The following is a 13,842-nucleotide window of genomic DNA, read 5'->3' as shown; positions in this document are numbered from 1 at the left end:
ACAAAATCAGCGGATTTCGTCCCGTGCGGGAGCCCCTCCGGAAGGAAAGCTTCCGCTGTTGCCGCCTCCTGGCGGAGGTTCCTCCGCCTGCCCGCCGGTGGGATCTGCGGCCGGCTCGCCTGCCGACTCGCCCTCCCACTCGCCCACGGGGAGAGCCACGAGCGGAGCCATCCGCGGGGCCACCGGTACCTCTGGGCCGTCCGCCTCGCGCAGCCAGCGCCGCAGTACGGCGTGCACCGCCTCCGCGCCCGCCAGTTGCTCCTCCGGATCCGACAGCTCCGTGGGCCACATCAGGAACGGGCGCCCCTGCTCCCCGCCCAGCCCGCCGTGCGAGCCGATCTGCTCCTCGAAGGCGTGCACCGCGCCCGTCCGCGGGTCGTACGCCGAGTTCACCATGACGTCGGCCACGTGGGGAAAGGAGTCGGTCCGGCGGACGGCCTCCGCCGCGCCCGGCCCGAAGGGGGCCAGCAGCTCTTCCGCCTCCCCCGGGACGTCCAGCCGGGCCGCCTTCCCGCCCCGGCCCAGTACCACCCCGTCCACCAGCAGGAATCCCACGCCCGGATGGTTCGCCAGGGTCGCCAGCAGGGCGGGGTGCCGGCGCTCGATGCGCGCCCGCGAAGCCCGGCCGGGGAGGTCCGGGAAGGAGATCAGGCCGAGGTTGCCCGAGGCCAGCACCACCGGCTCGGAGGCCGGCCCCGGGTGGGCCTCCTCGTCCTCCTCCACCGGCCGGTGGAGCGCCGCGAGCACGGCCGCCCGGGCCTCGGCCCCGCTGCGGGTGCGACCGGCCCGGCGGGAGACCGGCAGCCCGCAGCCCGCCCGGACCAGGTCCTTCAGGGTCAGCCCGTACCGCGCGAGGAAGGTCTCCCCCGGGCTCTGGCCGTGGTCGGAGAGCAGCACGATCCGGTAGCGGCGCGGTGCGTGCTCGGCGACCCGGGCGATCAGCGCGAGGCTCCGGTCCAGCCGCTCCAGCACCCGGTCGGTGTCCCGGCCGCGCGGGCCCGAGTGGTGTGCGACCTCGTCGTAGGCCACCAGGTCGGCGTAGACCGCGGAGCGCCCGGCGAGCATGTCGCCGATCACCGCCGCGACGACGACGTCCCGCTCGACCACCGTCGCGAAGGCCCGGATCAGCGGGTACAGCCCCCCGCGCGGCACCCGGGGCCGGTCCCCGCGGAGCCGCGCCCGCAGGGACTGGGTGATCTCCCGGGCCACCTCGGCCACGAAGGACAGGGCCGTGCGGACGGCGTTGGCCGGATCGGAGAAGTACGCGAAGTACCCGGCCCGGGACCGGTTCGCCCGCCCCCGCCGGGCCGAGACCGAGAGCACCAGCGCCAACTGGTCGGCGCCGCCGCTGAACAGGTTGCCCCGGCTCGCCCCGTCGAGCGTGAGCAGTCCGCCGTCCCCGGTGCGCTCGATGGCCCGCCGCTGGAGCTCGGCGGCGCTGGTCGGCCGGTTGCAGACCATCACCTCGCCGGTGTCCTTCTCGTACCAGCGGAAGGCGGGCACGTCGAAGTTGGAGCCGTGCAGGATGCCGAGCTGACTGGCGCCGGTCTGGCTCGACCAGTCCGTACTCCAGGACGCGGCGCGGTGGCTGCGGTCCAGCAGGCCGGCGACGGTGGGCATCAGCCCGCTGCCGCACGCGTGGCGCAGCACCTCGTACCCCACCCCGTCCAGCTGGAGCAGGAGCAGGCCCGGTGGGGCCTCGCCGGCCCGGGCCGGGTCCGTCCTGCCCTGTCTGCGGCGGCGCCGGTCGGCGAGCCGGTAGAGCCGGCGCCGGTACGCCTCGTCGTCGCGCACGGCGAGCGCGGTGGAGGTCGCCGACGCCACGGCGGACATCGCGGCGGCGACGACCACCGCCGTCTCGGGGGCCACCTCGCTCCGCCCGGCCGGGATCAGGCTGAGCGCTATCAGCAACAGGGAGCCGTTGAGGAAGAAGACGAGCAGCCCGAGCACCAGGGCGGGCACCAGCAGCAGGGCCCGCACGAGCACCGGCCAGACCAGCGCGCTCAGCAGACCGAAGGCGCCGGCGCCCCAGGCGGCGGTGAGCCCGATCTGCGTGATGCTGTCACCGTCGTCGGACTGGAGCCGGAAGTCGGGCAGGATCCCGGCCAGCGCGAGCATCGTGAGGGTGGACACCGCCCAGACGACGAGGACCCGCACCAGGGCCCCGCCCGCGGTCCGCCACCGTCCTCGCCCCACGCCGCCACCTCCCGCGAGCCCGTACCGCCTCCAGGCTCGCACAGCCCGGCGCGCCCGGTCGGGCGGGACGCAGGGCGCACGGAAGTGCGCAGCGAGCGGGTGGGGGCGGGCCGGGACGGGTGGGCGCGGCTCAGGTGCCGTCGTAGCCGGCGGTCGGCATGGACAGCCGGCGGTGCACCTCGGCCTTCATCGCGGCGGTGTACCGGGGTTCCTCGCCCCCGGCGGTCTCCAGCCGCACGCCGCGCCGCTCGCACCCGGCGGTGAACTCCTCCACGGAGCGCAGCGCACGGGCCAGTACCCGCTGGTTGGCGGCGACGAAGAGGTCGACCTGCCCGGCGTCGATGTCGGACCAGAGCCCGCAGTGGTCGGCGCGCAGCCCGTAGACCAGCAGCTGCTTCGTCACGACGTAGCCCCGGTCGGCGGCCCAGCGCACGCACATGGCGTGCTGGCCGCGGGTGTCCACGGCGAAGGGGTCTGTGTCCAGTTCCTCGAGCGGGGCCAGGCTGGTGATCGCGGCCACGCGCAACTCTTCCATGCCGCCGGACCCTACTCCGATCCGCGGCCGGAGAGGAGGGGGCGGCGGCGATCAGGTTCCGGGCGGCCGCGCGGGGCAGGATCCGGGGGGTGTCGTGTCGATCGAGCCCGGCCTGATACACGACACCCCCTAGCCTGGTGGACGAGGGGCGACGACGAGGGCGAGGGAGGGAGGGCCGGGTGCCGGTGGAGATCACCTGGTGGGGTCATGCCACGTGCACGGTCGAGGACTCCGGGGTCCGGCTGCTGACGGACCCGCTGTTCGCGCGGCGGCTCGCGCACCTGCGGCGGCGGCGCGGGGCGGTGCCCGGGCCCGAGGCGGCGGTGGCGGACGCGGTGCTGGTCTCGCACCTGCACGCCGACCATCTGCATCTGCCGTCGCTGGCACGGCTCGCGCCCGGCACCCGGCTGCTGATGCCGCGCGGGGCGCGCCGGGCGGTGCCGGGGCTGGCGCGGGTCGCCGGGCTGCGCGGGCTGGCGGTGACGGAGGTAGTGCCGGGTCAGGAGGTCGCCGTACGGGACGGCGTACGGGTCCGGGCGGTCCGCGCACGGCACGACGGACGGCGGCTGCCGATCGGGCCGCAGCTGTGCCCGGCGCTCGGGTACGTGGTGCAGGGCGCGGCCCGGACCTATTTCGCCGGGGACACCGGACTGTTCGACACCATGGCCGAGGAGGTCGGCCCGGTGGACGTGGCCCTGCTGCCGGTGGGCGGCTGGGGCCCGTACCTGGGCCCGGGGCACCTGGACGCGGGGCGGGCGGCGCAGGCCCTGGCCGGGCTCGCGCCCGCGGCGGCGGTCCCGGTGCACTACGGGACCTACTGGCCCGTCGGGATGGACGCGGTGCGGCCGCACGAGTTCCATGCCCCGGGCGAGGAGTTCGAGCGGCTCGCGCGGCAGCTGGCGCCGAAGGTGACCGTACGGGTGCCGCAGCACGGCGAACGGGTGCGGCTGCCATGACGTGGCGCGAACTCGCGGCGGCGGCCGGCCAGGTGCCGCCGGAGAGCACCCAGCAGGCGGTGGGGTACCCCGCGTTGTTCCTGCTGGTGGCGCTGGGCGCGCTGGTGCCCGTCATCCCGACGGGGGCCCTGGTCAGTTCGGCTGCGGTGGTGGCCTTCCACCACCAGTCCCCGCCCTACGGGGTGTTGCTGGTGTTCGGGGTGTCGGCGCTGGCGGCGTTCACCGGGGACATGGCGCTGTACTGGCTCGGGCAGCGCGGGGTGCGCTCCCGGGGCGGCTCGCGCTGGCTGGAGGCGCTGCGCGGCCGGGCCACGCCGGAGCGGCTGGAGCAGGCGCGGTCGAAGCTGGACGAGCACGGGGTGCTGGTCCTGGTCCTCTCGCGGCTGGTCCCCGCGGGCCGGATCCCGGTGATGCTGGCCTGCCTGCTGGCGCAGATGCCGCTGCGCCGCTTCGCCCGCGGCGACGCCCCGGCGTGCCTGGCCTGGGCGGCGACCTACGGCCTGATCGGCATCCTGGGCGGCACCCTCTTCACGGAACCCTGGAAGGGCGTGGCCCTGGCGGTCGGCCTGGCCCTCGCGATCAGCGCGGGCCCCGCGCTGTGGCGCCGCCTGAGGCCGGGGCCGAGAAGGGGCGCTTAAAGGCTCTCCGGGCGATCTTCACCGTGCCCCGGCCGTGCGGCGACCGGCGGGAACGAGAGGCCCGTCGGGGTGTTGAGGCCGGTGAAGGAGAGCGTGACCTGTCCGCCGCCCGTCTCCCGGAGGCGTACCACCCGGTTGTTGAAGCCGTCGGCCACGTAGAGGTTGCCGGAGCCGTCGAGCGCGAGCCCCAGCGGCGAGTTCAGGCCGGTGGTGGGCACCGTGCTCTGCGGGCCGCTGCCCGTGGCCACCTTCACCACGCGGTTGTTGCCGCTGTCGGCGATGTAGAGGTCACCGGCGGCGTTCACGGCGAGCCCGGTCGGCTGGGAGAGGCCGACGGTGGGCACGGTGGTCTGGCCGCTGCCGTCCACGGCCACCTTGACGACCCGGTCGTTGACGAAGTCCGAGACGTACAGCTCCCCGCCCGGCGCCCACGCCAAGCCCCAGGGGTGCAGCAGCCCGGTGGTGGGAACGGTCGTCTGGCCCCCGCCGCCGGCGGGCACCCTCACGATCCGGTCGTTGAAGCTGTCGGCGACGTGGAGGTTCCCGCCCTGGTCGACGGCGAGCCCCAGCGGGCGCGACAGGTCGACCGTCGGGACGACCGACTGCTCCCCGCCGTTCGGGGACAGGACGACCACCCGGTTGTTGCCGGTGTCGGAGACGTAGAGCCGGCCCGCGGCGTCCCAGGCCATGCCGGTCGGCCGGACCAGCCCGTCGAACGGCACGGTGGTCTGCTCGCCGCCGCCCATGGGCAGTGTCACCACCCGGTTGTTGCCGTAGTCGGACACGTACAGGGGCGGGCCGGCGGGCGACCGTACGTCACCCACGCCATGGGGCTGCGCGGCGCCCGCCGCTCCCATGGGGAGCGCGCAGAGCATCAGCATCCCCACCGCGGCGGCCAGCCGCCGGGTCCACCGCCGGGCGGCCGTGCGGCCGGCCGTGGCCGGGGGATCGATCGTTCGCGACTCGGCCGACGTGCTGCGTTCCACGACTCACCCACCTGATCCGGAAGGCCGGCCCGGTGCCGTACCCCCGCCGACCCTAGGAAACGCCGCGCGCCGGTGCGGGAGCCACGCCATCGCAGTGGCCGCGGGCCACTCCAATGCCCCGGGGAGCGCCAGGCCGTGGGGAGCGTCAGGCGGTGGGGAGCGTCAGGCGGTGGGGAGGTCGAGGCCGGTGTAGATCTGGTTGAGGACGGTGGGCAGCAGGGCCTGGGCCGTGGTCCGGCCGTCGGGCGACAGGGTCAGGTTCGTCCAGATGACGAGCGTGACGTCGTTGCCGGGGTCGTGGCCGATGAAGGAGTTGAAGCCCGGGAGTTCACCGCCGTGGTAGTACATCGCCGCCTTGGGGCCGAACTTCTGGTGAGCGATGCCGTAGCCGTACTTCTGGCCGTCGGGCGCGGCCGGGTTCTCGGCCTGCGGGCTGTCGAGCCACTGCTGCCGGGTCGCGGGGTTCAGGACCTTGCCCGTCACCAGTGACCGGATCCAGGTGGCCAGGTCCTGTGCCGTGGAGATGGCTCCGCCGGCGGCGGTGGCGTAGGAGGGGTTCTGGTGGGTGTAGTCGACGGGCGCGAGCTTCCCCGACTCCGCCGCCTCGCGCAGGGCGGCCGGGTACGGGTCGTCGACCAGGGCGTAGGAGGTGCCGCCGTACATGTAGCCGTGGGCGTAGGGCGCGGCGAGGGCCCGGTCGTGGATGCCCGGCAGTGAGGTCCCCGTGAGGCCGAGCGGGGTGAACAGCCGGTCCCGGAGCTGCTGGGCGAGTGGGCTGCCGCCGGCCTTCTCGGCGACGAGGCCGAGCAGGGCGTAGTTGGTGTTGGAGTACTCGTAGTCCGCGTCGGGCGCGAAGTTCGGCGGCCGCCGGAAGGCCATGGCCAGGACGTCCTGGGGGGTGTAGGCCCTGCCCGGGTCGGCGTCCAGGGCCGCGGCGAGTTCGGGTGCGTTGGTGTAGTTGTAGAGGCCGCTGCGCATCTTGAGCAGTTCGGCGACGGTGATGTTCGCGCCGTTCGGCACGTCCGCGACGTACTTGGAGACCGGATCGCTCAGCCGGAGCTTGCCGTCCTGGGCGAGGAGCATGATCAGCGCGGAGGTCATGGTCTTGGTGTTGGACGCGATCCTGAAGTGGTCCTGCGCGTCCGGCGGCTCGGTCCTGCCCCGCTCGACGGTGCCTACGGTGGCCCGGTAGGTCCCCTGCGGGGTGCGGAGCAGCACCATCGCGCCGGGCACCATGAGCTTTTTCGCCACGCGTTCGACGGAGGCCTGGAGGGCGGCCGGATCGATGGGCTTCAGCGCCGAGGGGTCGGGGGTACGGGCACTCGCCGTCGCGGAGGGGCTGTCCGGCGGATCGGGGAGGGCCATGGCGGCCGGGGCGGCGGGCAGGGCCCCACCGGCGATGAGGAGGGCCACCCAGGGCGCCAGCAGGGCCGTACGGCGGCCGGGTCGGAGGCTGGATCGGAGGCCGGGGAAGGGGCGGGACGTGCCGCTCGGGCTGTGGTGAACCGCTCGGGAGGTTTTCATGCACGCATCACGACCGTTGCGCTCGGCCCCCGGCGCGGGTGGAACCACCCGATTTTACCAGGATTGCACCAGTCGCCGCGCGGGGAGGCGGCCGCGGAGGGAGCCGGGGCGGGTTCCGCCGGGGCTGGACCTCAAGTGCGGTTGAGTTCATAGGGTCTTGCTCAGCGCACGATCACGCACCACGAACGGGGAGTTGGTCCACCATGGAGTACTCGCACGACGACGCCGAACTGATCCGCCAGCCCATCGGCTACTGGAGCTGGGCCGCCTACGACGCGGTCGTGAACCGCACCCGGGGCGCACTCGCCGAGCTCGGCACCACCCAGCCGCAGTGGTGGATCCTCGCCCGGGTCGCACTGGCCGGTGACGAGGTCAGGACCCGGGACGAGGTCACCGAGACCCTGCGGGGCTACCTCTCGGTGGGCGAGGAGGCGCTGTCCGAGGAGATGGACACGGCCATCGTCCGCGGGTGGATCACCCAGGACGCCGGCGGGCGCCTCGAAATCACCGCCGAGGGACGGGAGTTCTTCGACAGGGCCGCGGCCCTGCAGAAGGACCTGTGGGACGAGCGGCACGCGGGCATCTCCGACGAGGAGTACCTGATCACCCTCAAGGTGCTCCAGCGGTTCATCCACAACGTGGGCGGCCAGGCCTGGCACCACTGAGCCGACGGGCCGCGCCGGAGGGGCGCGTCCCCGGACCTGTCCCCGGACCGTGTCACGGGGCCGTGTCACGGGGCTGTGTCACGGGGCTGTGTCACGGGGCCGTGTCACCGGCCCGACGACTCCGGTTCGATGACCGCCCCACGGGCCCCGTACATCTCCCCCGCCTCCCCCTCCACCTCCACCTCCGCCTCCGCCTCCGGGGCGGCCAGGGTGCGGGACGCGCCGACCGGCAGGTCCCACAGGTCCTCGCGGGGCAGTCCGGCCCGGGACCAGGCGGCCACGGTGCGGTGCAGGGGCTCCATGACCGGCTCGGCGGAGAGGACGAAGGTGGCCCAGTGCATCGGGGCCATCCGGCGGGCGCCGAGGTCGAGGCAGGCCCGGACGGCCTCCTCCGGGTCGGCGTGGACGTCGCCGAGCCACCAGCGGGGGGCGTACGCGCCGACCGGCAGGAGGGCGAGGTCGATACCGGGATGGCGGCGGCCGATCTCGCCGAACCAGTGCCCGTAGCCGGTGTCACCCGCGAAGTAGACCTTGCGCGGCGTCGCGCTCAGGGTGTCGGTGAGGATCCAGCCGCCCCACAGGGACCGGCAGGTGTCGATCAGCGACCGCTTCGACCAGTGGTGGGCCGGGACGAACTCGAACCGTACGCCGCCCAGTTCGGCCGACTCCCACCAGTCGAGGTCGGTGACCCGGGTGAAGCCGCGGCGGCGGAACCAGCCGGCCAGGCCCGCCGGTACGAAGAGGGCCGTGTGCCGGGGCAGCCGCTTGAGGGTGGGGGCGTCGAGGTGGTCGTAGTGGTTGTGGCTGATCACCACCGCGTCCACCGCCGGCAGGTCCTCCCAGCGCACCCCGACCGGGGTCATCCGGGCCGGGGTGCCGAGGATCCGACGGGACCAGACGGGGTCGGTCAGTACGGTCAGCCCGCCGGTCCGCAGCACCCAGCTGGCGTGTCCGGCCCAGGTGACGGAGACCGTGCCGGGGGTACCGGTGGGCAGCGGGCCCGGTTGGTACGGCAGGTCGGGAATGCCGCGCAGCCCTTCGGCGCCGGGCCGGAAGGCGCCCTCGCGGGCGAGGCGGGCGAAGGCGCGCACCCCGGGCAGCGGGGTGGTCAGCCGGTCGGCGAAGGAAGCGGGCCAGCGGCGGTGTGCACCGAGCGGGCGCGGGGCGGCCGGACGCTCGGGCTGCGGAGGCGGCGCCTGCTCCGGCTCCTGCGGCCGGGGCGCCGGACGCCGGGCGGCGTCGGTTCGTACCGGCGCCGCGGGCGCGGGCGCAGAGGCGGGCGCGGGGGCGGCGGCATCCGTCCGGTCCCTCATCGCGAAGTCTCCGTTCACCGGGGTCGGGTGGTCAGGCCAGCCCGGCCAGGACTGATCCGAGGCGGTCCAGGGAGTCCCGCACGTGCGGGAGCGCGAGCGGATCGCGGGCGGTGAGCGCGGCCAGCCGCTCCTGCGGGGTGGCGCCCAGCAGCGGCCCGGTGGACAACCGCACCCGCAGCGCGCCCAGTTCGTCGGCGAACCGCTGACCGCCGGGCGTGGGTGCGCCGAGCCGGGCGCCGAGCCAGTCCTCCAGCTCCATGGCGTCGCCGACCCCGTGCCGGGCGAGTCCGGCGCGCAGCGGGGTGAGGTCGGCGTACAGGTGCCGGCCCGCCTGCGGGGGCCGGGCCAGCGCCCCGGCCGCGAGCAGCGTGCGGTGCGCGGCGGCGGCCACCGCGCCGTGCAGGGCCGCGGCGGCGTACGCCCGCCCGGCGACGGCGTCGGGTTCGTCGAGGGCGTGCGCGGCGGCTCCGGCGACGGGTCCGGCGACCATCGCGCCGGTGGCGGTGAGGACGTCGAGGGTACGGGCGCGCAGCCAGGTTCCGCGCGGGGTGTCGGGGAAGCGGACGACGGCGGCGGGCCACCCGGCGGGCAGCAGCGCCCCGGCCAGATCGACGAGGACGGCCGCCTGTTCGGGGAGCATTTCGGCGGGGCTCAGGACCAGGGTCTCGTGGGGGCGGTGGACCGTGTCGCGCCAGCTCTCGTCGCTGACGACGAACAGTCCGGCGGATTCGGCGGCCTCGCAGGCCTCGCGCAGCATCTCGGGCGGCGGCACGCTCGCGGTGGGGTCGTCGGCGACCGACAGCAGCAGCACCGTCGGGTCACCACCCTCGGCGCGCACCCGTCGTACGGTCTCCAGCAGGGCGTAGGGGTCCGGTACGCCGCCGCACTCGGCCGGGGTGGGCACGTGGTAGGCCCGCCGTCCCAGCAGCCGGACCTGCGGGGTCCACCAAGCGGGACAGGGCCGGGGCAGCATCACATCACCGCCGTACGCCCCGAGCAGGGCCAGGAGCAGCGCGGGGGCGCCGGGGCCCGCGGCCACGTTCTCGGGGGAGGTGGTGAGCCCGCGCCTCCCCCAGTGCCGGCAGGCGGCCTCCCGTACGGCTTCGCCGCCGCCCGGGGGTTCGGGGGCGGCGCGTCCGGCGGCCGCGGCGAGGACGGAGACCAGCTCGGGGAGCACGGGCAGGCCCGGCTGGGGCGCGGGTGGGCCGTACCGGACCGGGCCGCGGCCCTCGGCCGCCGTGCGCTGCATCCCCGCCACCGCTTCCCGCCTTCCGCGCTCGCCCGCCACGCCCGCCACGCCCGCCACGCCTGCCGGGCCGCGACGCCTCGCCAGGTCCGACCTTTATACGATTATTTAGGGCCGAATGCCTGTTATACGGGACACCGCCCTTACGCGTCAGCCCCCGCCTGTGCGTCAGCCCGTGCGCCCCACCATCGCGAGGAGCCGGGTCTGCGCGTCCGCACCCGCCGGGACCTCCCGCGGCTCGGCGTACGCGCCACTGGCCGCGAGCCCGTCGGCGTACGGCATGATCTCCTTGATCGAGAACTCCACGAGGCCGTCGGGCAGCCGGTCCTCGGCGCCGATGCCCCGGGCGAGGTCCCAGGTGTGCACCACGCAGTCGGCGGTCAGCTCCGAGCAGTACGCCGACCCGAGCGCGGGCCCGTACGAGAGGCGCACGCTTCGGTCCAGCACGCCGGACGCGGCGAAGGCGGCGTGCGCGGCTGCCGAGGCCCGGTCCCAGGCCGCGACCGGGTCGTCGCCCAGCACGTCCCCGGAGAAGCTGCCTTCCAGCTCCCCGACGGTGCGACCCTCGGTGACCAGCGGCGGGATCCACAGCTGCTCCGCGGTGACGTGGTTGACCAGCTGCCGCACGTTCCACTCCGCGCACGGGGTCGGCTCGTCCCACTGGCCGCGGCGAACCTCGCGGACCCGCTCGCCGAAGAGCCTCAGCGCCTCGGCGTGCCGCTCGAGCAGCGCGTCCGACATGACTCTCACCGCCCTCTGCCCTGGGGATGTGTCCCCTGCAGCCACTCTCCTCGCACCCGCACCGGCCTGCCACCGCCCCACCCCATCCCCTTGGGACAAAAGAAGGGTGTCCAGATGTCGAAACGCCGATCTCAAATGACGAACTGATCGTCTACGGTGGGACCAACGCTTCGACGAGGAAAACGAAGAGGGGTCCGGTCATGAACGCCGCCAAGGAGACCGCCGTCTACACCCACGGCCACCACGAGTCGGTGCTGCGCTCGCACCGCTGGCGCACCGCCGAGAACTCCGCCGCGTACCTGATCGCCGAGCTGCGCACCGGGATGCGGGTGCTGGACGTCGGCTGCGGCCCGGGCACGATCACCGCGGACCTGGCCGAGCTGGTGGCACCGGGCGGCCGGGTCATCGCCGTGGATGCCGCCGAGGGCGTCCTGGAGCAGGCCCGCGCGCACGCCGAGGAGCGCGGCCTGGGCGACGCCGTGTCCTTCGCCGCAGCGGACGTCCACGCGCTGGACTTTCCGGACGACTCCTTCGACGTGGTCCACGCCCACCAGGTGCTGCAGCACGTCGGCGACCCCGTGCAGGCGCTGCGCGAGATGCGCCGGGTGTGCCGGCCGGGCGGGATCGTGGCCGCGCGGGACGCCGACTACGCGGCGATGACCTGGTACCCGGCCTCGCCGGGCCTGGACGACTGGCTGAGCCTGTACCGGCGGGTGGCCCGCGCCAACGGCGGCGAACCGGACGCGGGCCGCCACCTGCGGGCATGGGCCCGGGAGGCCGGTTTCACGGACGTCACCTGCTCCGCGACGGCCTGGTGCTTCGCCACCCCGCAGGAGATCGCCTGGTGGTCGGCCCTGTGGGCGGACCGTACGCAGGCCTCCGCCTACGCGGGCGTCGCCACCCTCGACGGCCGGACGACGGCCGAGGACCTGGCGGCCGTCGCCGCCTCCTGGCACGCCTGGGGCGCGGACCCCGACGCGTGGTTCTCCGTCCTGAACGCCGAGATCCTGTGCCGGGCCTGACCCTCGGGGACCCGGGCGGGCCTCAACCCGACGGCTTCATACGGAAGTCGTAGCGGGCGGGCAGCGGGCAGTCGGTGAGGCTGGACCAGACCTCGGACAGGGTCTCCTCGCCCTCCCGGAGGTCCGGCAGTTCGAAGCCGTCCTCGAAGACCCGGCGGGCCGCCCGCACATGGCCCTCCGCCGCGAGCAACCGGGCGGCGAGCAACCGGAAGCGGCCCTGTTCGCGCAGGGCGGGCCGGAGCCGGTCCCAGACGGCCCGGGCCTGCGGGAGCCGGCCCGCCGCGAGGAGGGCGGCCATCGCCTCCTGGCCGAGCGCCGACTCCGCGGCCGTCCACGGCTCGCCGCCGCGGCTCTCCACGGCCAGGTCCTCGAAGGCCGCCTCGAACCCGTCGGCCGCCCGCGCCGCATCGCCCGCCAGGGCGTCCGCCACCGCCAGGCACCGCAGCAGCGGCCACCGCGAGGGGGCCAGTGCCAGGCCGCGTTCCCAGCTGCGTACCGCCTGGGCCACGTCCCCGGCGTGCCACTGGGCCACCCCCAGGTGGTACTCGGTCAGTGGATCCGCCGGGGCCGTCTCCAGCATGTCCCGCCAGTGCGCGGCGACCAGGCTCGGCCCCGGCGGGGCCACCCGGCGCGGCGCGGGCAGGACACCCGTGCGCCACAGCTGGAGCCACGGCTCCTGCTCCTCGCCGAGCACGGATTCCTCGAAGGGGGTGCCCGGCAGCTCGATGCCCCCGCACAGCACCTCCAGCGCGCCCCAGCCCGAGCCCTGCGCCAGCCGCTCCCCCGGTTCGGTGTCGGCGCAGCCGCGCCACGCCTCGTACGCCGCGTCGACCCGCTCCCGGGGCAGTACGGCGTCCAGCGCGCCCTCGGCCGCGCCGCGGGCCGCCGCCCAGTCCGCGCCGTGCACCTGCGCGGGCTCCGCCGACAGCGGCCCGTACGCCTCCAGCCAGCTGAACTCGGCGCCCGCCTCCAGCCGTACGTGCTCCAGCTGGGTCCGGGCCAGCCCGGCCTGGATCTCCGCGTAGCCGCCCGTACCCGGCTCCGTCAGCCACTCCTGCCAGCGCCGGCCGCCGACGCTCGCGCCCCACACGAACAGCTTGCGCCCGCGCAGCTGCCCGGTGGAGGTCTGCACGAGCCCGTGTCCGGCGGCGTCCAGCGAGGCGATCCAGGGCCGGGCCGCGCCCTGGACCTCGTAGAAGAAGTCGGCCGGGTACTCGCCGCGCAGCGGGTACGTGCGGTCCGCGCCCTCCCACTCCGGGACGGGAATGCGGCGCAGCGAGCGCTCGTACCCGAAGTGCCAGGCCTCGTCGGCGGGGGCGAGCACCCGGGTGCCCTCGTCCTCCGGGACGGCGATGTTGGACCACCAGTACACGGGGGCGGGCCGCTCGTGCGGGTTGCGCACGCGGACGCCGACGTAGAGGAACTCCGAGTCCTCCGGCAGCCACAGGTCCACCTGGAAGGGCAGGTCGCGCAGGCGCTCCCACTCCCACAGCCGGACCATCACGCCCCCGTCCGGGGCCGGGACGAGCGCGGCGTGCAGGGGCGCGCAGGAGAGGGTGGTGTGCCCGGTCGCGCCGGTGTTCCACTCGATGCCGCCGGAGTACCAGGCCCCGTTGAGCGCGAAGTTGGCGGGCTGGAACACCGGGTTGCGGTAGAGGAGTTCCCGCCCGGTGGGCAGGTGCACGAGCGAGTGGACGCGGCCGCCCAGCCCGGGCAGCACGGTGACCCGCAGGTGGTCGTTCTCGATGACGATCGACTCGAACTCCTGGTCCGCGCGCTCCCGTCCGTACCCGTCGCGGATCCGCACGGGCAGCAGCGAGCGCAGCGGCTCGTACCCGATCTGCCGCGCCATGTCGCGCGGCATCCCCTCGCGCGCACGCTCGTCCAGTTCGTGCACGTCGTCGGGGGCGCGCAGTGCGGGCAGCGGGTTGTCGGAGCCCAACGGGGCTGCGGGGAGGGTCAGTACGGCGCGTCGGACGGTGGTGGCCATGAAGGAAATGGAACACGCCACGACGGCCGG

12 protein-coding genes are annotated in these 13,842 nt (G+C 75.1%); 4 read left to right on the top strand and 8 right to left on the bottom strand.

The window, feature by feature from the left end; translation table 11 throughout:
- Positions 1-6: 6 nt before the first annotated feature.
- Together ACGFZK_RS05645 and ACGFZK_RS05640 are read right to left on the bottom strand one after the other, a co-directional pair.
- A complete protein-coding gene (locus ACGFZK_RS05645; RefSeq protein ID WP_393847549.1) occupies positions 7-2,196 on the bottom strand; it encodes a phage holin family protein in 2,190 nt (729 codons plus the stop codon).
- Between the two features lie 130 nt (positions 2,197-2,326).
- The gene (locus ACGFZK_RS05640) at positions 2,327-2,731 is read right to left on the bottom strand and encodes a hypothetical protein (protein WP_393847548.1); all 405 of its coding nucleotides are present in this window, start codon (positions 2,729-2,731) and stop codon (positions 2,327-2,329) included.
- Positions 2,732-2,910: 179 nt separating this feature from the next.
- On the opposite strand from ACGFZK_RS05640, the gene ACGFZK_RS05635 reads away from it, so the two are divergent.
- Positions 2,911-3,687 (top strand): MBL fold metallo-hydrolase, encoded by a 777-nt coding sequence (locus tag ACGFZK_RS05635; protein ID WP_393847547.1) that lies wholly within the window; start codon positions 2,911-2,913, stop codon positions 3,685-3,687.
- Positions 3,684-4,325 carry a DedA family protein gene (locus ACGFZK_RS05630; protein ID WP_393847546.1) on the top strand — a complete coding sequence of 214 codons (642 nt, stop codon included), beginning with the start codon at positions 3,684-3,686 and terminating at the stop codon, positions 4,323-4,325. The genes ACGFZK_RS05635 and ACGFZK_RS05630 overlap by 4 nt, the downstream gene beginning before the upstream one ends.
- On the opposite strand, the gene ACGFZK_RS05625 is transcribed toward ACGFZK_RS05630, so the two are convergent.
- Both ACGFZK_RS05625 and ACGFZK_RS05620 read right to left on the bottom strand, forming a co-directional pair.
- Positions 4,322-5,311, bottom strand: coding sequence for an SMP-30/gluconolactonase/LRE family protein (locus ACGFZK_RS05625; RefSeq protein ID WP_393847545.1), 990 nt, complete (start codon positions 5,309-5,311; stop codon positions 4,322-4,324). The genes ACGFZK_RS05630 and ACGFZK_RS05625 overlap by 4 nt on opposite strands.
- 162 nt (positions 5,312-5,473) lie before the next feature.
- A complete protein-coding gene (locus tag ACGFZK_RS05620; RefSeq protein WP_393847544.1) occupies positions 5,474-6,835 on the bottom strand; it encodes a serine hydrolase domain-containing protein in 1,362 nt (453 codons plus the stop codon).
- 203 nt (positions 6,836-7,038) lie between these two features.
- Here ACGFZK_RS05620 and ACGFZK_RS05615 point away from each other — a divergent pair, with 203 nt between their 5' ends.
- Positions 7,039-7,500, top strand: a complete 462-nt coding sequence (locus ACGFZK_RS05615) for a MarR family transcriptional regulator (protein ID WP_393847543.1) — start codon at positions 7,039-7,041, stop codon at positions 7,498-7,500.
- Positions 7,501-7,604: 104 nt separating this feature from the next.
- Here ACGFZK_RS05615 and ACGFZK_RS05610 read toward each other — a convergent pair whose 3' ends face one another.
- From ACGFZK_RS05610 to ACGFZK_RS05600, 3 genes are all read right to left on the bottom strand, one after another.
- On the bottom strand, positions 7,605-8,813 hold the full coding sequence (locus tag ACGFZK_RS05610) for an MBL fold metallo-hydrolase (RefSeq protein WP_393847542.1): 1,209 nt from the start codon (positions 8,811-8,813) through the stop codon (positions 7,605-7,607).
- A 31-nt stretch (positions 8,814-8,844) separates the two neighbouring features.
- Positions 8,845-10,062: an aminotransferase class I/II-fold pyridoxal phosphate-dependent enzyme gene (locus ACGFZK_RS05605; RefSeq protein WP_393847541.1), complete on the bottom strand. Its 1,218-nt coding sequence runs from the start codon at positions 10,060-10,062 to the stop codon at positions 8,845-8,847.
- A gap of 165 nt (positions 10,063-10,227) precedes the next feature.
- Positions 10,228-10,800: a TIGR03086 family metal-binding protein gene (locus ACGFZK_RS05600; RefSeq protein WP_393847540.1), complete on the bottom strand. Its 573-nt coding sequence runs from the start codon at positions 10,798-10,800 to the stop codon at positions 10,228-10,230.
- A gap of 200 nt (positions 10,801-11,000) precedes the next feature.
- Here ACGFZK_RS05600 and ACGFZK_RS05595 point away from each other — a divergent pair, with 200 nt between their 5' ends.
- A complete protein-coding gene (locus ACGFZK_RS05595) occupies positions 11,001-11,822 on the top strand; it encodes a methyltransferase domain-containing protein (RefSeq protein ID WP_393847539.1) in 822 nt (273 codons plus the stop codon).
- Between the two features lie 22 nt (positions 11,823-11,844).
- Here ACGFZK_RS05595 and ACGFZK_RS05590 read toward each other — a convergent pair whose 3' ends face one another.
- A complete protein-coding gene (locus ACGFZK_RS05590) occupies positions 11,845-13,812 on the bottom strand; it encodes a DUF5107 domain-containing protein (RefSeq protein ID WP_393847538.1) in 1,968 nt (655 codons plus the stop codon).
- Positions 13,813-13,842: the final 30 nt, after the last annotated feature.

It is taken from the genome of Streptomyces sp. NPDC048257 (genome assembly GCF_043201855.1).
Classification (GTDB): Bacteria; Actinomycetota; Actinomycetes; order Streptomycetales; family Streptomycetaceae; genus Streptomyces.
This window is presented reverse-complemented; position numbering and strand designations above follow the sequence as displayed.

Excerpts from the sequence above, each read along its gene's own strand:
- ACGFZK_RS05630 (WP_393847546.1), top strand. The coding sequence starts at position 3,684 with ATGACGTGGCGCGAACTCGCGGCGGCGGCCGGCCAGGTGCCGCCGGAG.
- ACGFZK_RS05595 (WP_393847539.1), top strand. The coding sequence starts at position 11,001 with ATGAACGCCGCCAAGGAGACCGCCGTCTACACCCACGGCCACCACGAG.
- ACGFZK_RS05590 (WP_393847538.1), bottom strand. The coding sequence starts at position 13,812 with ATGGCCACCACCGTCCGACGCGCCGTACTGACCCTCCCCGCAGCCCCG.
- ACGFZK_RS05600 (WP_393847540.1), bottom strand. The coding sequence starts at position 10,800 with ATGTCGGACGCGCTGCTCGAGCGGCACGCCGAGGCGCTGAGGCTCTTC.
- ACGFZK_RS05640 (WP_393847548.1), bottom strand. The coding sequence starts at position 2,731 with ATGGAAGAGTTGCGCGTGGCCGCGATCACCAGCCTGGCCCCGCTCGAG.
- ACGFZK_RS05620 (WP_393847544.1), bottom strand. The coding sequence starts at position 6,835 with ATGAAAACCTCCCGAGCGGTTCACCACAGCCCGAGCGGCACGTCCCGC.
- ACGFZK_RS05605 (WP_393847541.1), bottom strand. The coding sequence starts at position 10,062 with ATGCAGCGCACGGCGGCCGAGGGCCGCGGCCCGGTCCGGTACGGCCCA.
- ACGFZK_RS05615 (WP_393847543.1), top strand. The coding sequence starts at position 7,039 with ATGGAGTACTCGCACGACGACGCCGAACTGATCCGCCAGCCCATCGGC.
- ACGFZK_RS05610 (WP_393847542.1), bottom strand. The coding sequence starts at position 8,813 with ATGAGGGACCGGACGGATGCCGCCGCCCCCGCGCCCGCCTCTGCGCCC.